At 31.4% G+C, this 21,094-nt stretch carries 17 protein-coding genes and 1 other RNA gene; 2 read left to right on the top strand and 16 right to left on the bottom strand.

What is annotated here, in order from left to right:
- Positions 1-3 precede the first annotated feature (3 nt).
- From KA814_RS05425 to KA814_RS05390, 8 genes are all read right to left on the bottom strand, one after another.
- Positions 4-3,450, bottom strand: coding sequence for a dynamin family protein (locus tag KA814_RS05425; RefSeq protein WP_064208951.1), 3,447 nt, complete (start codon positions 3,448-3,450; stop codon positions 4-6).
- A 231-nt stretch (positions 3,451-3,681) separates the two neighbouring features.
- A complete protein-coding gene (locus KA814_RS05420; protein WP_046208250.1) occupies positions 3,682-4,317 on the bottom strand; it encodes an SDR family oxidoreductase in 636 nt (211 codons plus the stop codon).
- 246 nt (positions 4,318-4,563) lie between these two features.
- Complete coding sequence (gene rarD, locus KA814_RS05415; RefSeq protein WP_046208249.1) at positions 4,564-5,469, bottom strand: EamA family transporter RarD; 906 nt, start codon at positions 5,467-5,469, stop codon at positions 4,564-4,566.
- Positions 5,470-5,501: 32 nt separating this feature from the next.
- Positions 5,502-6,635 carry a THUMP domain-containing class I SAM-dependent RNA methyltransferase gene (locus tag KA814_RS05410; protein ID WP_064208950.1) on the bottom strand — a complete coding sequence of 378 codons (1,134 nt, stop codon included), beginning with the start codon at positions 6,633-6,635 and terminating at the stop codon, positions 5,502-5,504.
- A 162-nt stretch (positions 6,636-6,797) separates the two neighbouring features.
- Positions 6,798-7,171: RNase P RNA component class B (rnpB, locus tag KA814_RS05405), an RNA gene on the bottom strand.
- 136 nt (positions 7,172-7,307) lie between these two features.
- Entirely contained in the window at positions 7,308-7,658 is a 351-nt protein-coding gene (gene gpsB / locus KA814_RS05400; protein WP_046208247.1) for a cell division regulator GpsB, read from the bottom strand.
- 12 nt (positions 7,659-7,670) lie between these two features.
- Positions 7,671-8,237, bottom strand: coding sequence for an SLOG family protein (locus KA814_RS05395; RefSeq protein ID WP_046208246.1), 567 nt, complete (start codon positions 8,235-8,237; stop codon positions 7,671-7,673).
- Positions 8,234-8,572, bottom strand: coding sequence for a DUF1798 family protein (locus tag KA814_RS05390; protein ID WP_064208949.1), 339 nt, complete (start codon positions 8,570-8,572; stop codon positions 8,234-8,236). Before KA814_RS05390 ends, KA814_RS05395 begins: the two co-directional genes overlap by 4 nt.
- A gap of 250 nt (positions 8,573-8,822) precedes the next feature.
- On the opposite strand from KA814_RS05390, the gene recU reads away from it, so the two are divergent.
- Together recU and KA814_RS05380 are read left to right on the top strand one after the other, a co-directional pair.
- Complete coding sequence (gene recU, locus KA814_RS05385) at positions 8,823-9,449, top strand: Holliday junction resolvase RecU (protein WP_046208244.1); 627 nt, start codon at positions 8,823-8,825, stop codon at positions 9,447-9,449.
- Positions 9,446-11,653: a transglycosylase domain-containing protein gene (locus tag KA814_RS05380; RefSeq protein ID WP_064208948.1), complete on the top strand. Its 2,208-nt coding sequence runs from the start codon at positions 9,446-9,448 to the stop codon at positions 11,651-11,653. Before recU ends, KA814_RS05380 begins: the two co-directional genes overlap by 4 nt.
- Before the next feature lie 245 nt (positions 11,654-11,898).
- Here the strand turns inward: KA814_RS05380 and KA814_RS05375 are convergent, their stop codons facing one another.
- The 8 genes from KA814_RS05375 to bshA all read right to left on the bottom strand — a co-directional run bounded on the left by KA814_RS05375 (position 11,899) and on the right by bshA (position 21,083).
- Positions 11,899-12,234, bottom strand: coding sequence for a YpoC family protein (locus KA814_RS05375; RefSeq protein ID WP_064208947.1), 336 nt, complete (start codon positions 12,232-12,234; stop codon positions 11,899-11,901).
- Between the two features lie 5 nt (positions 12,235-12,239).
- Positions 12,240-12,899 carry an endonuclease III gene (gene nth / locus KA814_RS05370; protein ID WP_046208242.1) on the bottom strand — a complete coding sequence of 220 codons (660 nt, stop codon included), beginning with the start codon at positions 12,897-12,899 and terminating at the stop codon, positions 12,240-12,242.
- Complete coding sequence (locus KA814_RS05365) at positions 12,889-13,563, bottom strand: DnaD domain-containing protein (protein WP_431011155.1); 675 nt, start codon at positions 13,561-13,563, stop codon at positions 12,889-12,891. Before KA814_RS05365 ends, nth begins: the two co-directional genes overlap by 11 nt.
- A 105-nt stretch (positions 13,564-13,668) precedes the next feature.
- Positions 13,669-14,961 (bottom strand): asparagine--tRNA ligase, encoded by a 1,293-nt coding sequence (asnS, locus tag KA814_RS05360; protein WP_046208240.1) that lies wholly within the window; start codon positions 14,959-14,961, stop codon positions 13,669-13,671.
- Positions 14,962-15,035: 74 nt separating this feature from the next.
- Positions 15,036-17,753 carry a helicase C-terminal domain-containing protein gene (locus KA814_RS05355; protein ID WP_064208945.1) on the bottom strand — a complete coding sequence of 906 codons (2,718 nt, stop codon included), beginning with the start codon at positions 17,751-17,753 and terminating at the stop codon, positions 15,036-15,038.
- A 25-nt stretch (positions 17,754-17,778) separates the two neighbouring features.
- Positions 17,779-18,750, bottom strand: coding sequence for a biotin--[acetyl-CoA-carboxylase] ligase (locus KA814_RS05350; RefSeq protein ID WP_064208944.1), 972 nt, complete (start codon positions 18,748-18,750; stop codon positions 17,779-17,781).
- Positions 18,734-19,942: a CCA tRNA nucleotidyltransferase gene (locus tag KA814_RS05345; protein ID WP_064208943.1), complete on the bottom strand. Its 1,209-nt coding sequence runs from the start codon at positions 19,940-19,942 to the stop codon at positions 18,734-18,736. Before KA814_RS05345 ends, KA814_RS05350 begins: the two co-directional genes overlap by 17 nt.
- Positions 19,935-21,083: an N-acetyl-alpha-D-glucosaminyl L-malate synthase BshA gene (bshA, locus tag KA814_RS05340; RefSeq protein WP_064208942.1), complete on the bottom strand. Its 1,149-nt coding sequence runs from the start codon at positions 21,081-21,083 to the stop codon at positions 19,935-19,937. The genes KA814_RS05345 and bshA overlap by 8 nt, the downstream gene beginning before the upstream one ends.
- Between the last annotated feature and the right edge of the window lie 11 nt (positions 21,084-21,094).

Here is a 21,094-nt window from a genome sequence, read left to right as displayed (position 1 = left end):
TTTCTAAATTAACAACTGAGCTTTTAATTCGCTATTTGTTTCTTGGAGTTGTTTTATTAAAGAATGATCCATTTCAAATGCTAAGAGTTGTTTAATTTGTGTGTGTATATCTTTTTCATACTGATTGAATTTTATTTCTGCATCATTATTCAAATTATTCACGATTTCAATTAATGCTTTTCTTAATTCAGCTATACAAGGTTTAAGTTGTACGAGCGTGTTTTGAGTTATTGTGGTTTGAACTTCATTTTGCATTTTTGGCTGCAAGATGTTCTTTTTCGTTAATGATTTAGGCAAAGCGGAAAGCATTTGACTTAAATCAATTTTTAAATAAGGATCGTCTAGTTCTATATTACTCTTATTAAATTCAGGTTCAATGAAAATGTGTAATTGCTCTAATTTTTGTTTTAAAGGAGCAATTTCTTCATGTATTTGTTGAATGAAATACTTTTTAACACGTTCCACTAGTAAGGATTGTTCTAAATACAATCTTTGATGAATTTGATCTAAGTATTGCTTTGTGGAATGACGTTTTGCTTCGTTAAAGTTGTTGCTCTGTGTCATTTGCCCATTATAAATTGATTTAACTTCATCTAACAACTGAATTTTCAAACGTTCATTGAGGTGATAAATTTGATCTTCAACTTCATTTGAAGCACGCTGCACGGCAATTTGTAATATATTATTATTCAGTAATATTTGATTATGATACTGCTCGAGTTTGTTTTTACGTTGCTTAATTTTAGATTGATTATGCTGTGCGTCTTCTATCATTTGGTCAAATGCTTCTGAAATATTGGTTAATTGTTTCGTCATTTGTTGTTGCAATATATCTTTAGACTCAACTTGAGTAAAATAGTTTATACTATTTTTTAGTTTATCAATTCCTAAGTCTCCTGTTTTTAAAGCTTCTCGACTCGAAACTGCAAAAATGTCCGAATTCATATTTACTTGGTTAAGTGCATCACTTACATAGTTTATGACTGCATTTAAGTCTTCTTCAGTTTCAGCTAAATCAGTTGCATTTATGACCATTTTAAATGCTTGATTTTCACTTAATTGGTTCATTTCTTTCATATGTTCTATAAAGCGTTTGTCATTATCTGTGAATGAATGATTAAAATAACTTACATAAAGTATTAAATCTGAAGAAGTTAAAATCTTTTCTGTTTCATTTGTATGACGTTGATTATTGGAATGTAACCCAAGTGAATCTACGATAACTTTATCTTTCAACCAATCGATAGGTAATTTCAAATGAACTGTATTTACAAAGGTTGCATATTCGTCTTCTGCACTCCATTTTTTTATTTCATCCCGTGCAATGGTATGTGTTAAACCTTGTTCTAACATTTCTTGATACATCGCATAATGTTTCTCAATCGCATTGATAAATGCTAATTTGTTTTTTTCTAAAGATGCTGTTAGTTTTTCTGTGTTTTGATTTAAAAATGCCTCTATTGAATCAAAAGTTTTGTTTTCCAATTCAAATAATTGGTTTAACTCTTCTAAGATTTGCTCAGGTGATTTAAGTGTAATTTGACTTTCTTCACCGTATGTCAGTTCTGTCATTGCTGCTGTTGTAGGATTTGGTGAACTAACAAGATATGCATCGCCTAGTAGTGCGTTGATTAAACTACTTTTTCCAGCACTGAACGTCCCGAAAACACCTATTTTAATGATTTTATGATCTAGGCGTTTCAGTGTATCGTTGATATCTTGTTTTGTTTGTTCGAATAATGGAATATCTTTTATCAAGTTTAATGAATTTTTTATATCTTGAATTGAAGTATCCGTTGTTTTTGTTTTAGTGGTATTAGAACGATTCTGTTTTTGAACTTCTGAATGCTCTGGTTTAGCTTGATATGTGATTTCTTCTCTATCTATTAATTTATCTAGTGAATCATCAATATGAATGTAGTAGTGTCTATAATTTTGTGTTTCAAGTGATTCTCTTAGATTACGCAACTCCATAAATTTAACATAATCATTGTAATCTTCTACTTCTTCTGTGCCAATGTCGTTTGCTTGAGAATGGCTGATTGCTTTCTCAAATAATGGTTCAGTTTCTTTAATAATAAATTGTTTAATAGATTTCATTAAGTCATCTGAAAATGTTAAAACATATTGATTACTAATAGATATTTGCATTTGATACAAATCATCTATGAGATTTGGAGGCATTTGATAGTGTTGGTTTAAAATCGCATCATTTACTTCGGATGAGTTAATAAATCGCGTTAAAAATGACATATCTTCTCTCAAAGGTTGGCGTATTTCTTGATTTACTTTTTCTTGTAATTGCTCAAGTAATTCTTGAAGTCTAATTTGTTGCGTTTCTAATGTTTTTTTCTTTTTATTGAATATGCCGCCTACTTTAAAGTCTTTAGTTTTGCTCTCTAAATAAGTTCTTATTTTTTCTCTAGTATCGTGCGTCATAACATATGCATTGTCGAGAATCGCTTTACGCTTTTGTTTTAAGAAATCATACAATTGATCAGGGTTATTAAGTAACTTCGCTTCTTCACTTACTTGTTGATGTTGTTGAAAGTTTAAATATGCTTGGTCAAAGTCTTCTTCAAATATATCTAGCTCATTTAGAATCGTTTGAATTTCATGTTGTATAAAAGATAGTTGTTCGTCTGTAATAAAATTCACAGTACGCTCCACATAATCCGCCATTGATTCTCTATGTTGATCTTTATCGATGAGATAATCTGAAAGTGCTTGAATTTGGTTGTGTTCATGTTCAAATTTAGAAACATAAAATATTTGATCTAATTTGATTTCCCATTCAGCAATTGATTTTTCAACGCGTTGTTTAAATGTGTCGAATGGAATTTCCGATTCATGATGTTTATCTATTTGGTTGATAACAAAAACGACCGGTACACCAGCATAGTTCAGCTGTTTCATAAATTGAAAATTCATTGCAGATTGAACATGGTTATAGTCTACTGTGTAAAATAAAACATTACTTGTATACATAAATTCTTCAGTACTAGATTGGTGTGTTGATACATTTGAATCAACGCCTGGTGTATCTTGAAGTGTGAACCCTTTATTAAATTTATCAGAAGGAAATTTAATTTCTACAGATTCAACGTCAATATTTTCACGATTCATTTGTTTAACTTCATCGTAGTTTGTTAATAAAGTATATTTTTGGTTGTTCAAATTAGCTATAATACCTGGTTCATCTGATACAGAGACAATTGCTGTGTTACTGGTTGTGGGCACTGGTGAACTTGGTAGTATGCTTTCTTCTAGTAGCATATTGATAAGTGTGGATTTGCCTGCTGAAAAATGGCCGACAAAAGTAGCAGTATACTGTTCTAAAAATATTTTTTTAATGACTTGATTTATAATATGAATCAATCTATGATTGTTTGATTTTTCAACCTCTTTTTTTAATTTATATAGTATATCGAGTTGCTTCGTTTTAGACATGTTATGTATCCCCTTTATTACTTATATGTAATTAATTTCTATTGTATAACAAATTAATGTGCGTCTAAAGTAAGTTAGCAAAATTAAATTGTATTTAGCAATGTTTTATAAGTAGAAATGTAAAAAGTATTTTCCACTTATTGAATGTGACTTAATTTAAAATTAAAAATACCACCTTAACTGGTGGTATTCGCAATCATTAATAAATTAGTCGATTTTACAATTTTATTTTTATTTCCATCTTGGTTTATTAAAATCAGTATTAGGTTTGTTAATACCAATGTTTTCTTTTAAATACAGTTCAGGGTTTTTGGCAATTTGGACTGCAACAGCAGCAACACTTTTTCTGGAAACTTCTGTTCCCTTAAATAATTCATTTTTATGAGTAATCTCATAATCAATTTCGTTAATATCTGATAACCATGCAGGTCTTAAAATAGTATAATCGAGGTTTGAACTTTCAATGATATCAGCTGCTTGTTTATAAATAGGTAAGTGATTATGGATTTGTTTATTTACCCATTCACCAAATTTACCTGGTACCTCATTGTAAATACCAAGAGCCGCTACAAATATTAAACGATCAACGTGATTTTGTTCCATAGCTTTAACAATAGTACTTGCTTCTTTATCTAATTCACCAGAAAGGCTAGCAAATACAATATCTACATCTTCCATTGCACTGTTAACATCCTCGAAGTTTGTAGCATCTCCTTCACGTACACGGATGCGATCTGATGCATAATCAGGTAATCTGTTAGCGTCTCTTAAAAATAATCTCAGCGTATATGAGGTGTTTTCTAAAAAAGAATTAATAGCTGCTTTAGAAATAGCTCCATTTGCCCCTAATATTAATACTCTCGTCATATAATCACTCCATTATAATATATGATTAAAAATAATAGTGTATATAATAAATTTTCGATTGGTTCACTTTTTATCTAATTTTACAATACTACAAATGCATAATTTATACTAATGATATATTTGCGACATTGAATATAATAAAATGACCGATTTGATATGTAAACATGTTTTGAACAATTTCAAAACATAATAAAAATCGTAAAGATAACTTATATAAAGTTACCTTTACGGAATTGAAAATATCGTTTAGTGAATAACAGGGTTATTATTCTTTTTAATTTTTACATATTGTGAAATACTATAAATTACAATGCCAACCCAAATAAAAATAAATGTAATAAATTGATCGATGCTAAAAGGTTCTTTGAATAAGAAAATACCTAATACAAACATAATTGTCGGTCCGATATATTGTATAAAACCAGTCAGTGATAGCGGAATTCTACGGGCGCCAGCTGAGAATAGTATAAGTGGAATTGCCGTTACAGCTCCTGAGAAGATTAACCAGAAAGATGAGGTATTATAGCCAAACGTTAAACTACCTTGTTGCCATATGTACCATAGGTATATAATGCCTGCTGGTGCAGTAACAATGCATTCTATTGTAATACTACTGATTGCATCAATCGGTACGATTTTTTTAATCAATCCGTAAATACCAAATGAACATGCTAGTAGTAACGAAATACTAGGGAATACACCGACTCTTATAGTCATATACAAAACACCGATAACTGCAAATCCAATGGCAATCCATTCTAATTTATTAAATCGCTCTTTAAGAAAAATTAACGCTAATAGAATACTTACGAGTGGATTAATGTAGTAGCCTAAACTGGATTGCAATACGTGGCCATTCGTAACAGCCCATATAAAAGTGCCCCAATTAATTGTTATTACATAACCAGCAGCTATGATAGCAATGAGTTGTATAGGATTTGCTATGAGCTGTTGTAAATCACGTTTAAATGGTGCTGTATTGTTAGTGACGACTACCACTATTAACATAAATATCATTGAAAGTATAATTCTAAAAGCTAATATTTCAAAAGCACCAATATCTTCTATTAAATCCCAATATATAGGTAAAATCCCCCATAAAATATATGCACCAAAAGCAAAAAATATGCCTTTTTTAAACTCGTTATTCATTTGTCACACCTCTTTCTGATTGCTCATGCAGTCTATTTTTTAGGTTTTTTACTCCCCCAGTACTGATAGTAAGTACACTCTATATAACCATTAAATAACTTTCGTCTTTTGGTTGCTTTTTGATTAACTAAAAATTCAAATTCATTATTACTTGTTAAAATATAAGTTGATAAGTAAGGATGCTCCTGCATTAATTGGCCGATATAACGATACATTTCTTCCACTTCTGCTCTATCGCCAATGCGTTCACCATAAGGTGGATTGCCAATCAATGCAACTGGTTCTGCCGACTCAATTGATAAAGTGTTAACATCTTGAACTTTAAAGTTAATAATGTCTGATAAGCCAACCTCTTCAGCATTTCTACGTGCAATTTCTATCATTTCTGGGTCAATATCTGATGCATATATCTTTAAAGGTCTATCATAATTAGCTTGTTGATCAGCTTCATCTCTCAATTCATCGTATAATCTATCAGGCATAATATCCCATGTTTCTGAAACGAAATCTCGATTAAAACCGGGTGCAATATTTTGAGCAATTAAACATGCCTCAATCGCAATCGTTCCAGAACCACAAAATGGATCAATCAATGGTGTATCACCTGTCCAATTTGCTAATTTAATTAAACTAGCAGCAAGTGTTTCCTTTATAGGTGCTTCACCTTGAGCTAGTCTATAACCACGTTTGTTAAGTCCTGATCCAGAAGTATCTATTGTCAGTAGTGCTTTATCCTTTAATAGAGATACTTCCACTGGATATTTAGCTCCCGATTCATCTAGCCACCCTTTTTCTTTATAAGCAGATTTTAAACGCTCTACTATTGCTTTTTTAACGATTGCTTGGCAATCTGGCACACTATACAAAGTAGATTTTACACTACGACCTTGTACTGGAAAGTTTCCTTCTTTTTCGATGATTGTTTCCCAAGGGAGTTCTTTTGTCTTTTCAAATAATTCATCAAATGTTGTTGCATTAAATTGTCCAACAACAATCTTTATTCTATCAGCAGTTCTTAACCATAAATTACATTTAACTATTGCTGCTTCATCACCTTCGAAAAAGATTTTGCCGTTTTCTACTGTTGTTGTATAACCAAGTTCTTGAATTTCCTTAGAAACAACTGCTTCTAACCCCATTGGGCACACAGCTAATAATTGATACATTGTTTTGCTCCTTTTTTAAGTAGATTTAATTTTATTTTATCAAAAGTTATTTTAAATAGATATGACCTTACTTCTGTTCTAGATTATATTAAGGCTTTATGTTAAATTTAAACATTAAAAAAGCTCTCCTAATTGGGAGAGCTTGGGGTCTAGTAATGATGTTTCTATAAGCCATGTTTTGTACCTTTGTACTGCCAACGTGTACTAGTTACACTCGTACGCTGGTGGTAACCATCTGTCTACATACTTTTAAAGTATGCCTTATTTATACGTTGAATTCCGTTAAATAAGTGCTCCTACCTAATTTGGATTGCTCACTCGAGGGGTTTACCGCGTTCCACCTTTTATATTTCTATAAAAGCTACGTCACTGTGGCACTTTCAAACTATTTTAACCGTATCTAAAGACTTAGGTTATTTCGTTGCCGTCAACTTAATGCCTTGACTTATTGTTTCATCAAGCACGAACACTACAATCATCTCAGATTGTGTGAGCATGGACTTTCCTCTATATCGCTATAGCGATTACCCAAAACACCATCTTTAAGAGTATATCATTTTTCAAAGATCAGAACAAATAAAAATAAGATAAGTTTTGAGAAAAACAAAACTTATCTTTATGTACGCAATTATAACTACTTGGACATCGCATTTGTTATGATTGCTTGTTTTATTATTTACCAAAAACTGCTTTTTCTAAGTTTGAAATTCTTTTTAGTATATCGACGTTGTTATTATTAGTAGCATTGCTTGCAGCATTCCCATTTGCTGAAAAGTTTTTGTTTTCTTGTGGTCTTGAAGTAGCCACACGCAATCTCAATTCTTCTAGTTCTTTTTTTAGTTTATTGTTTTCTTCGGAAAGTTTAACAACTTCATTATCTAAATCTGCCATCTTTTGATAATCTGCTATGATGTCGTCTAAGAAAGCATCCACTTCTTCCCTTCTATAACCACGTGTCATAGTTTTTTCAAAATCTTTTTCATAAATATCTTTAGCTGATAGTTTTAATGAAACATCTGACATATTTTTTCCACCTCATTCGAAACTTTGTTCTTGAGACCACTGTAAATCGTTGATAAATTCTGTTAATTCATCAAACGAAACAATGTCACAAGTATAATTTGTTTTTTCCATAAAATCAACTAACATTTGCTTAAAGTATTTTGGACTAGCTTCTTGTTCTTCATCATATATTAGTAATGTTTGATCTGTATGGTCGAGCATAAATTGATCTGTTTGTTTAAATTGGTGTGGTCCCACATATGATGTATGAAATACACTATCTACAAAATCAGCATGCTGTACAATGTGATTATATTTTGCTTGATTCTGTTCATTCCATCTATCTGTGTGGCCATAAAATGGTGTAACGACACCAAGTTTAAGATCAGGATACGTTTCTTTTAAATCAATTACTACTTCAGCAGTCCATAATTCTATACCCATCTGTCCTTGTATTAATACCCATTCAAGTCCTTCTTCAATCAATGATTTTAATTTATGTGCTATAAATTTTTTTAAATATGAAACTTCAGGTGCGTCATCTTTAAAGATATTAAGTTCAAATGACTTGTAGCCAGTCACATAAATTGTCTTTATCATAATTTAGCATCACTTCTTTGTATATAACTTAAATCGTATTGTACTGCCTTGACTTTTTCAGTAAATAATTTCCGGCTAGTCCTTTTAAAATGACATTCAACGGACAGTGATTCAATATTTGAAATAAGTAAATCAAATTTTTTCTTATTCATATAGGATAATCTTAGTATTTTAGGTTCGAAGGTGCTAAACGTTTCTAACAGATTATCTATGTAACTCGTAAATGGAACAACATCTTTGTAAAAGTCATAATCTATATCTTTCGATTTGACTGTTTCGTATCTATTTTGCATCTTTTGTACATCATTTAAGAGTTGGGTAATTAATTGTTGCATGAAGTTTCCTCCTACATATTAAATTTACCATAAATGAATTTGATAGTCATTTGAGAAACAATGAACTTACATTTATGTTATATTATAGGCTTATTTATAGGGAAATATTGTTTAATTGAGAAAAGCACGTTAAAATAAATATTGATGTATGTACAGATACATTGCTTTATATTTCATAGTTTGGAAAAAATGACTGTTTTCATGTATAATGGAAAAAGTTTTTGAAACCAAATTAAAGTGGTGAAAAACAATGAATTATCCAAATGGGAAACCATTTTACGGAAATAAGTCTCAAGTCGGACGAACTTATAAGGATGATAAGAGTAAAATAAATTATGGTGGCAGAGGTATGTCACTTGAGAGCGATATTGAATTATCTAATACGCACTATTTGAAACTTGGGCAAGCTGTTATACATAAAAAGCCCACCCCTGTTCAAATAGTTAATGTTCATTATCCTATGAGAAGTAAGGCGGTAATTAATGAGGCTTATTTCCGAACGCCTTCGACTACTGATTACAATGGTATTTATAAAGGGCACTATTTAGATTTTGAAGCGAAAGAAACTAAAAATAAAACTTCATTTCCATTGAATAATATGCATGAGCACCAAGTGATACACATGGATGCTTGTTATGATCAAGGAGGTATTGTTTTTTTATTAATTCGCTTTAAATTATTAGATGAAGTTTATTTATTGCCTTATTGCAAATTTAAATATTATTGGCATCGGTACAAAAAAGAAATTAAAAAGTCGATTACGGTTGAAGAAATTAGAAAAAATGGTTACTATATTCCTTATCAGTATCAACCAAGATTGAATTACCTCAAAGCAGTTGATAAGTTGATATTAGATGAAAGTGAGGACCGCGTATGACGGAGAAAAAAAGGACTTCTGATTCAAAAAAGAATGATAAGTCCGGAGAAAAAAAGAATAGGAATATAAAAAGAACGATTATTAAGATAATCGGATTTCTCATCATAGCCTTCATTGTTCTAGCATTAATTGGTATTTTGTTATTTGCATATTATGCTTGGAAAGCACCAGCATTTACAGAATCAAAATTACAAGATCCAATTCCTGCTAAAATATATGATAAAGATGGCGATTTGATTAAAACGATTGATAATGGGCAAAGACGTGAACATGTTGATTTAGATGAAGTACCTAAAAACATGAAAGCAGCTGTCTTGGCTACAGAAGATAATCGTTTCTATGACCATGGTGCACTTGACTATAAACGTTTGTTTGGTGCAGTGGCTAAAAACTTTACGGGAGGATTTGGTTCACAAGGTGCATCGACATTGACTCAACAGGTAGTTAAACGTTCATTCTTAACGGATCAAAAATCAATTGCCCGTAAAGCACAAGAAGCTTACCTATCATATAGACTTGAACAAGAATATAGTAAAGATGAAATATTTGAGATGTATTTAAATAAAATTTACTATTCTGACAGTGTTTATGGTGTGAAGGCTGCAGCTAAATATTATTTTGATAAAGATTTAAAAGATTTAAATTTAGCTGAATCGGCTTATCTTGCTGGTTTACCACAAGTTCCGAATACTTATAATATCTATGATCATCCAAAAGAAGCAGAATCACGTAAAGATACTGTTTTATACTTAATGGAATATCATAATCGTATTACTAAGAAGCAAAAAGAAGAAGCACAAAATACATCATTAGAAGATAATTTAGTAAAACGTGATTCGGAAGAACGTCAAGTTAGTGATAAAAGTTCAAATCCTGAATACGATTCTTATGTTAACTTCGTAAAATCTGAATTAATGAATAATAAAGCATTCAAAGGTAAAGATTTAGGAGAAGTTCTTAACAGTGGTGTTAAAATCTACACAAATATGGACAAAGACGTACAACAAACACTTCAAGATCGTGTAGATAATGGTGGTTACTATAAAAACGAAGACCAACAAGTTGGTGCTTCTATCGTAGACAGTGAATCTGGCGGATTAGTGGCAATATCAGGCGGTAGAAACTATAAAGATATTGTTGATAGAAACTTAGCTACAGATGCACACCCTACTGGTTCATCATTAAAACCATTCTTAGCTTATGGCCCTGCTATAGAAAATATGAATTGGGCTACGAACCATGCAATTCAGGATGAAGAAGCATATCAAGTAGATGGTGTTACCTTTAGAAACTATGATACTAAAGGTCACGGCGAGGTTAAATTGTATGACGCTTTACGTCAAAGTTTCAACATTCCAGCATTAAAAGCATGGCAATCTTCAAAAGAGAACGCTGGAAATGACGCACCAAAAGATTTCGCAAATAAAGTAGGTTTGGAATATGAAGGAGATATTGGACCTTCTGAAGTATTAGGTGGTTCATCATCAGAATTCTCACCTACTCAATTAGCATCTGCTTTTGCATCAATTGCAAATGGTGGCGAATATAATAATGCGCATTCTATTAAAAAAGTAGAAAAAGAAGATGGGGAAACAATTAATTACGATCACACAAGTAAGAAAGCAATGAAAGATTCCACTTCTTATATGCTTGCAGAAGTACTTAAAGGTACATTTGAAGCATATGGTTCTGCATATGGCCACGGTATATCTGGTGTAAATGTTGCAGCCAAAACTGGTACAGGTACTTATGGTGATCAAACTTATCAACAATATGGTTTACCTGACGATGCTGCAAAAGATGTATGGATGAATGGTTTCACGCCAAAATACAGCATGTCTGTGTGGATGGGCTTCAAAGAAGTTAAACAAGGCGGCGTAAATTCATTTGTTGGTCATGACGAACAAGAATATCCGCAATATTTATTCGAGGATGTAATGAGTAATATCTCACCAAGAGACGGCAAGGACTTTAGTAAACCTGACTCAGTAAATGGTGATAGTAAAGACAGCCTATCTGTTGCAGGACATCCTGATGACAACACAACAAGTAATAAGCCTCGAGGACAAGGTGGAAGCAGCAGCAGTAGTAGTAATAATAGCGGTGGTAGCAATAATAACAACAACAATAACAATAATGCATCATCAGCTAACTCGAACAGTAATAATGCAAATAATTCTACTAGCTTATCAAGAGCACAATAGTGTCCGAATAAATTTTTGAACAAGTAACTAAGTGCTTAATAAACACTTGATTATCATTATTCTTTACTAACAAATAAACGCCAATTTCTATTGAAATATTATAGAAATTGGCGTTTTCTTTATTTTATAGAGTTTTCGTAACTAATTGAAGATTGATGGCTTTATATGAGTGAGCAACTGACTATCAAGTATTGAGCTTTCGCTCATGCATAAGTCCCACTAACCCAACAAGTTGGGAAGTGGTTTTAAGGATTACCTTTGTTTTTTCTACGTATTTGATAGGATGCATTCATTTTTATTAATTCTGATTTGACTGTCTTCATTTGACTGTAACCCATAAAATGGTATTTACGGGCAAGCATATATTGATAACGCTCTTTAAAATTCATTGGTACAACTGGATAATCGTTTAATTGTTCAAAATCAATCGTATGAATGTGATTGATTTGTTTAAAAAAAGACTCAATCATATCAAAGTATTTATCAATTAATACCTTGGCTTCAGAAGAATTTAATTTCTTCTGTTTAGAAAATAAATCTATTTGTTCTTCTAATTGTTTAAACGCTTCTTTTGAAATCAATTGTGTCACACTTCTTTCAAACTGGCTTTATATCTTTTTTGCCCTTCTCTACATTCATTAAATAAGGGGCATATATCACATTTAGGGCTACGTGCTAAACAGTGATAGCGTCCGAAGAAAATAAGTTGATGATGTGTTTTATTCCAACGTTCTCTAGGTACGACTTTACACAATTTATCTTCTACTTGTCTAACATTATCTTTCCACCTACAAATGCCTAAACGTTTAGCTACACGTTCTACATGAGTATCTACTGCAAGTGAAGGCTCATTAAAAGCAACACTCATCACTACGTTTGCTGTTTTACGCCCCACTCCAGCTAGACTTTCAAGTTCGGCATGTGTTTGCGGAATCACCCCGTCGAATTTATTTAGTAATGACGCACATAATTTTTGAATGTTTTTAGCTTTATTTCTGTATAAACCAATGGTACGCAGATCATTTTCTAATTCTGATATATCTACATTTAGATAGTCTTCAGGTGTTTTGTATTTTTTGAAAAGCTCTCTAGTGAGTTTATTTACAGAAACATCTGTAGTTTGTGCTGATAATAGTACCGCAATTGTTAGTTCAAATGGGTTATCATGTACGAGTTCACATTCAGCGTTTGGGAACATATTAGCAATAACATCGATCATTTCTAAAGCTTTTTTATTACTTATCATCTTGATTCTCCTCATTTAGCCAATCAAATTTAGGCACTTTTTTAACAGTGTGTTTCATTTTAGGTTGGTTAAACTGTTGACTTATTTTTTTGGAATCCTCAATGGTTTTTACATTATTTTTTTTCCAATTTAATAAAATTCGATCAATGTATTTAAAACTCATTTTGTTCTGACTTTGCGCTTCATCTAATGCTGCTTGAATCACACTTAAGTCGTGTTTATCTATGTCTAACCATTGGTTTAATGTTTCGATTTCATACGGTGATAATGGTCTACCAAAAGCTTGCTCAATCTGTTGGAAAAGTTTATTGAATTCAAGTTCAACTTGTTTTTGGTTACTATTATTATTAACGTGTTGCATAATATCATTTAGTTTATGATAGAACTGATCGAGATTCATATATTCAGTGAATTTACCTTCTTCGTCTTTGTTAACATTTAACTCTAATAAATCACGTTGAATAAGATTTTGTATAATAGCAGTAATTTCTCTAGAATCTAGTGATGTGCCTTTTTGTAAAGATTCAATGGATGGTTGTTTATTGGTCGTTTCCGACGCGTAAATTAATTTTATTAAGATAACTAATTCACGCTCATTGATACCTAATTCATTATAATAATCTAGTAATTCTTTACGAATTACAACAGGTCTAGTTTTAAGCATATCGATATTCAAAAGCACCCCTCCTTATCATGTGTAAATATTATAAAAAAGTCCAGCCGTAAAATAGACTGGACGTAGTTTAGGTAGTTTCTTGTATTGATAATATTATGGATATAGTCGATTTAATAAACGAGGGAATGGTGCAGTTTCACGAACATGCTCTACACCTGATAGCCATGCGACTGTTCTTTCTAGACCTAAACCGAATCCACTGTGAGGTACACTACCATAACGACGTAAATCTAAATAGTAACTATAACTTTCAGGGTCTAATTCAAATTCATCGATACGTTGTTCTAATAATGCAAGGTCATTGATACGTTCAGAACCACCGATTATTTCTCCATATCCTTCGGGTGCTATTAAATCTGCACACAACACTGTATCCTCATTATCTGGATTTGGTTGCATATAGAAAGGTTTGATTTTTGTTGGATAATTTGTAATAAATACAGGTAAATCGTAATGATTTGCAATTGCAGTTTCATGAGGCGCACCAAAGTCTTCTCCCCATTCGATATCATCAAAGCCTTGTTCTTTCAAGAATTCAACTGCATCATCATATGTGATACGTGGGAAAGGCGTTGTAACTTTTTCAAGCTTTTCAGTGTCACGTTCTAAAATATTTAATTCTAATTTGCAATTTTCTAGTACTGATTTAACAACATGTGTCACATATTGTTCTTGAATTTCTAGGCTTTCGTTATGATCGCAAAACGCTTTTTCAGCCTCTATCATCCAAAATTCAATTAAATGACGGCGTGTTTTAGATTTTTCTGCACGGAATGTAGGTCCAAATGAAAATACTTTACCATGAGCCATTGCAGCTGCTTCTAAATAGAGTTGACCACTTTGAGATAAAAAAGCATCTTGATCAAAATATTTAGTATGGAATAGTTCACTTGTACCTTCTGGTGCACTAGCTGTTAAAATAGGTGGATCTATTTTGGTAAACCCAGTATTATTAAAGAATTCATATGTTGCACGAATAATTTCGTTTCTTATTTTCATAACTGCATGTTGTTTTTTTGAACGTAACCAAAGGTGACGATGATCCATTAAGAATTCTGTACCATGGTTTTTCGGTGTGATTGGGTAATCATGAGCTTCTGCAATGATTTCAATAGATTTTACTTGCATTTCATATCCTAAATCAGAGCGATTATCTTCTGAAATGACGCCAGTAATATATAATGAAGTTTCTTGCGTAATATCTTTAGCTAACTGAAAAGTATCTTCATCTACATCAGCTTTTACTACGACGCCTTGCATAAAGCCAGTACCATCTCTTAACTGCAAGAATGCAATTTTACCACTTGAACGTTTATTCGTTAACCAAGCACCTATCGTTACTTCTTGGTTAATGTAATGTTTTGCTTCTTTTATCGTTGTTTTCATAACCAAACTCCTAATATTTTTGTAGTCTTCTTTTATTAATCCTTATACATTTTAACAAAATCAAGGTACAACTTCTAGTTGCGCGTGTTACTTTTATGATGTATTGTCTCTTTTTTTATTTTTTTAAGTAAGCTTGAAAATTGTTTTATATCGCCTTTTTTTTGACGATAACTTTCTAATGATTGTTCAAAGAATTGTTTGTAATTACTTTTAATTAAACGATCATCAAATGATACGATGATACCTTTATCTTGCTCACTTCTAATAAGTCTGCCTAGTCCTTGCCTGAAACGAGTAACAGCATCAGGTAAAACGAAATCTTTAAATGTGGAAGTGAATTCAGATTCCATTAACCAATATTTCGTATTGTTATGATTCATAAAAGGTAATTTTGTAATCATTACACACTTGATACCATTTGATTGGAAATCAAAACCTTCAAAGAATGTGCTAGTCCCTAATAGGATGGCTTTAGAAAAACTATTAAATTGCTGTACAATTTTATAGTTTTGATTTTGTTGTTGTGTGAGTATTACGTAATCCTCAAACTCAGGTAATTCATTCAAGAGTTCTTGTACCATATGCATCATCTTATAACTAGTGAATAGAATTAAACATTTTGATTCAATAACTGTTGTATATTCTATAACATAGTTGACAATAGAGCTCACATAGTCATCAATATTTTTATAATTATATGAAGCGACATCATTTGGTATAAATACAGTTGTCTGGTTTGAAGATACTGTTGCAGTATCAAGCTCATAAGTATTAAATATGATGTCCTTATTAAACCATTGCTTGAAATTTTCAAATGAGTGATTAAAAGTTAAGGTACCTGAAATAAATGTAAGTGCATTAAATTTATCTAACACTTGTTTTGTTAATATTTCTTTCACATCATAATCTTTTACATTTAATTTGATTGTAGATTTTTGGTTAATGTTTTTAATGGATAAATAACAAGTATGATTATTTTTTAAACTAGTTTCAATTGCTCTAAATTTATCATTAATATAAAGTAATTGTTTTCTTACTGTTTTAATTGTTTTATGGCTCATGCCGTTAAAGAATTCTAAGGTCATATTTAATTTATGAATGATGGCATGCAAATCATTTAAAATAGGTGTTACATCGAAATGATATACAAAATGAACTTTATGCACTTCATCATCATGTATTTCTGATTGTTGGATGCTATTAAACATCGTACTAAACAATTGCTCGTTTAAATCATGTATTTCATTGATATTTGTTTTAAGGCCAAAAACATCGATTGGTGGTATATCTAATTTTTCAAGTATACGTTGTTGTTCTAAATGGTCGATAGCGGCAAGTAGTTTATCGTTTTCAGTTTTACCAATTAGGCCTAATTGGTATTTGACATCAGAATAGCTTAATTCATTCGTAACTTGGTTTAATGCGTAATCAGGTAACCTATGGGCTTCGTCAATGATACAATCATCAAATAATTGATAAATTGTATTGTCATGTGAAGCATGTATTAAATGAGCGTGATTTGTTATACCAATTTGTATATTTTTTGCGTTGCGCTTAATAAAATTAAAATAATTAATGTCATTACGCACTGGAACATAAGTTTCTAACTTTTGTTCATAATACATTTTTTGTCCGCCTTTTAAATCTAACTCTTGTATATCTCCAGTATGTGTTTCTGTAATCCAGATCAATAATTGCATTTTCAAAATGCTAACTTCGTAATTATTAGATTCATCTTTTAAGATTTGACTGATTAATCCTAACGAAATATAATCTCGTTTACTTTTGATTAAAGATGCATTTATTTTAAAATTCAATGCTGATTTTAATGCAGGTATATCTTTTTCCAACAACTGATTTTGTAATAATTTTGTATTTGTAGAAATCATTACATGTTTTCCTGTTTGTATGTTATACATTAGTGAAGCTAATAAATATGAAAATGATTTACCACTCCCTAACGGCGCTTCAATCATAGCTTTCTCGCTATGCATCAACTGTTCTAATATAATTTCAGCTAAATATAATTGTTGGGGTCTATATGTTAAATTTAATTTTTCAGTAATGTCTGTATAAAGATCTTTTAAAGTTCCGTCAAAGTTTACTGTGGGCGCTTTAAAATCTCTTTGCTTTTTATAAATAATCTGTTCAAATTGTTCGAAGTCTTCACTTAGTCGTTCATGGTTATGGTTTCGAGCCATTTCAAAAAGAATATCATGTAAATCATATTTTAAATTTTTACTTAAATAATAAAGTTGTTTTAAAGTATCTAAATGTAGTGCTTCGAATTTATTGAAAGCAAGTATCATAAGTTGTGCAGTCGTTGCAGCATCTTCATCCGCACGGTGGGCATTATTTAACGTAATACCATGTGCTTCTGCTAATTCACTTAATTGATAACTTTTATCTGTTGGGAAAGCAACTTTAAACAATTCTAATGTATCTAATACTTTTTTGGGTCTATATCTGATATTACATTTTTTAAATGATTTTTTTATGAAATTTAAATCAAAAGTTACATTATGTGCGACAAAGATACAGCCTTCAAGTTGTTTGTATATATCGTCAGCAATTTCATGGAAATATGGTGATTGCTTTAGCATTTCATCTTCAATTGAGGTTAATGCTTGAATAAAAGGAGGAATTTCTAAATCTGTTTTTACCATAGAGTGATAGGTGCCAATTATTTTATTATCGCGGACGAAAGTAATACCAATTTGAATAATTTCATCGTAGTCTAATTGGTTGCCTGTTGTTTCTAAATCAACAACAGCGTAGCAAGGCTGTGTCATTTTCATTCCTCCTTTTCTTATAAATTTATAGTTCTATATCTGCACTCATGAGTTTGTGTTGTGTCTGTTGCTCATCAATGACAATTAGATAGCCATGCTCATCAATATCTATAGCTTCACCTTGAAATTGTTGACCATTTTCAGTGAATTTTAAAGTTCTATTCCAAATATTTGAAGCTTCAATGTATTCATGTCGTATCGTGGAAAACGGCTGGCTTAAAAATTGATGGTAACGTTTTTCAATCTGATTTATTAATTGCTCTAATAAATGATAACGATGTATTTTTTGGTTAGCATGTATTCTCAAGCTCGTGGCCTTTGATTGCAACTCACCATGAAAATCTTCAGGCAAGTGATTCATATTTATGCCAATACCGCATATCACCGCTTCTATACCATCACTATTAGCTACCATTTCAGTCAAAAATCCACAAGCTTTTTTTCCATCAATATAGATATCGTTTGGCCATTTAATCGTTACTTTCTCATTACTAAATTGTTGCATTGTATCTCTGATACCTAATGCCATAAACAAGTTAAACTTTGTTATCATTTCAAATGGGACATTTGGACGTAACACAAGAGACATCCATAATCCTTTGCCACGTGATGAATCCCATGGTCTATTGAAGCGCCCTTTTCCTTTCGTTTGCTCATCACTTAAAATTAAAAAGGTGTTTGAGTTTCCAACTAATTTTTGTTTGGCGAGTAACTGTGTGGAATCAACTTGCGCTTTGACCTCTACATGATCAAACATTTTTTGTTCATCGATTAAAGGTTCTACAATCCCACTATACCATTTATCAGGTAGTTCAATTAAGCGATGTCCTTTATGGTTAATTGATTCAATTTCACACCCTTCTTGCTTAAGTTGATCAATTACTTTTTTGACTGCTGTTCGAGAAATTGAAAGATGTTCTGCAATAAACTGTCCAGAAATATATTCTGACTGGTTTGTATATAAGATTTGAATAACATCTTTACTGTATTTCGACATGTGACTTCACCCACCTAATGATTTCTGGTTTAATATTTTGAACATCTCTATTGATAATAGCAATCTCAATATCTCTCAATAGTGTTTTTAGCCAAGGACCGCTTTGCTTATTAACTGCCTCAAGGATATCTTTACCATTAATATCAATATCCTTTCTTGAGTGAATAGGTAACTTTTTAGATTCTTCTTTTACAGATTGTATATTTATAATAAGCGGTGAAAAAGAAGGTAAATGGTTTTTAATATGTAAATCTATGAAATTTAATATTAATAGTATATCTTGTTCACCATAATCATAAAGAAGTATTTTAAAGTCTGATTTAGATTTAATATTGGGTAATTGATTAAGTAGCCGTTCTAATTTACCTATATACTTTTTTTCATTATTACTAATTTTTAAATCATTAAGAGTACCATTTACTAAAGGTTGTTGTGCTTTCAATAAAGCTACAAATAAAGTGAACGGAATGGCTTCATCTAAAATAAAATCATTTAGTTTATAATGTTTGAAAAAAGGAATGTAATTAAATGCATTCAAGTACTGTAAGTTTTCAAAACTATGGGCTACATATTTACCAGAAGTGAGTTTTTTTAGTTCAACCACAATTCGTTCAATTGATAAATATTTAATATCATGGATATGTGATTTCATACCATAAAAAGTTTCATTTTCTAATGCAAATCCTAATTGTGCTTGAAAACGTAGACCTCGAATAATCCTTAACGCGTCTTCGTTAAAACGTTCATGCGCATTGCCTACGGTTCTAATTATGTGATTTTCAATATCTTGTTGACCATTGAAGTAGTCGTGAATATGAAAATCGGCGTCCATAGCTATTGCATTCATTGTGAAATCACGTCTTTTAACATCCTCATATAATTCACGCACAAAAAAGACTTCGTTAGGTCTTCGATGATCATCATAATCACCTTCTGCACGAAATGTTGTTACTTCATAATGTTCATCATTATAGATAACATTGACTGTGCCATGTTCTCTACCTATAGGAATTGTCTTTTCGAAAATAGCTTCTACTTCTTCAGGCGTCGCACTCGTAGTAATATCAATATCGTGTATTGTTTTATGCATTAGATAATCTCTCACAGAACCCCCAACAAAAAATGCTTGGTAATGGTTAGATTGTAAAGTTTTTAATATTGGTTTTGCTTGTTCGAATAATGTTTTAGTCATGATTACCCTCTAACATTTTTTTATAATAATATTCATATTGGTCTGCAATTAAATCTGAAGAAAAACGTTCAGCAACATCATCCAACATTTGCTGCTGCATTTTTTTATAAAGTTCATCATCTGTCAACAATTGTAACGCATACGTACTGGCTGTATCACTATCACCAATATTTACTATAAAACCTGTTTCGTTATGTTTAATTACTTCTTTGATACCTCCAGCAGTAGAGCCAATTGGAAGTACACCTGATTTCATTGCTTCTAACAATGTGAGACCAAAGCTTTCCTTCTCACTTAATAATAATACTAAATCTGATATTTGATAAAATTCACTCACCCAATTTTGTTTACCTAAAAATAACACAGCATCTTCAATGTCTAATTCACGTGCTTTTGCTTTCATATCCATTAATTGAGGTCCATCACCTAATAAAATAAGTTTTGATGGCAATTTTTGGTGTATCTTTGCGAAAGTTTCAATGACTGTATCAATTCGTTTGACTGCTCTAAAATTAGAAACGTGAATAATCACTTTTTCTTCAGGTTCTATCCCGTAACAAGCTTTTAATTTGATATCAGATTCAGTTGGCATTGAATGTTTTGTAGGGAATTCATTTTCTCTAACGAAATTATAAATTGGAATGATTGTTTTATCTGTTTCAATAATATCAGTCGTTTGTTCTGCAAGTGATTTACTGACACTTGTCACTACATCGCTACCCTCTATACCAAATTTAATCGCATTTTTTAATGAGTGATCATATCCCAATACTGTAATATCAGTGCCATGTAGGGTAGTCATTATTTTAATGTCTTTACCAGACATGTGTTTTGCTAAGATACCACAAACAGCATGCGGTACGGCATAATGCATATGTAATAAATCTAGGTCATATTCATTGATTACTTCAGCAATCTTGGTACTTAAGGTAATATCGTAAGGTGCATATTGGAATACAGCATATTGATTCACTTCAACTTGATGAAATGTAATATTAGGTAAAGGTTTTCTAATTCTAAAAGGTATATTCGATGTTATAAAATGGATATCATGTCCTCTTTCTGCTAATTTGATACCCAACTCAGTGGCGATAATTCCAGAACCACCCATAGAAGGGTAACATGTAATTCCTATTTTCATAGGTGGCACAT

Source organism: Staphylococcus sp. GDY8P196P (assembly GCF_017891705.1).
In the GTDB taxonomy this organism is placed as follows: domain Bacteria; phylum Bacillota; class Bacilli; order Staphylococcales; family Staphylococcaceae; genus Staphylococcus; species Staphylococcus ureilyticus.
The sequence above is the reverse complement of the archived record's forward strand: the minus strand, read 5'-3'. Positions and strand labels throughout refer to the sequence as shown.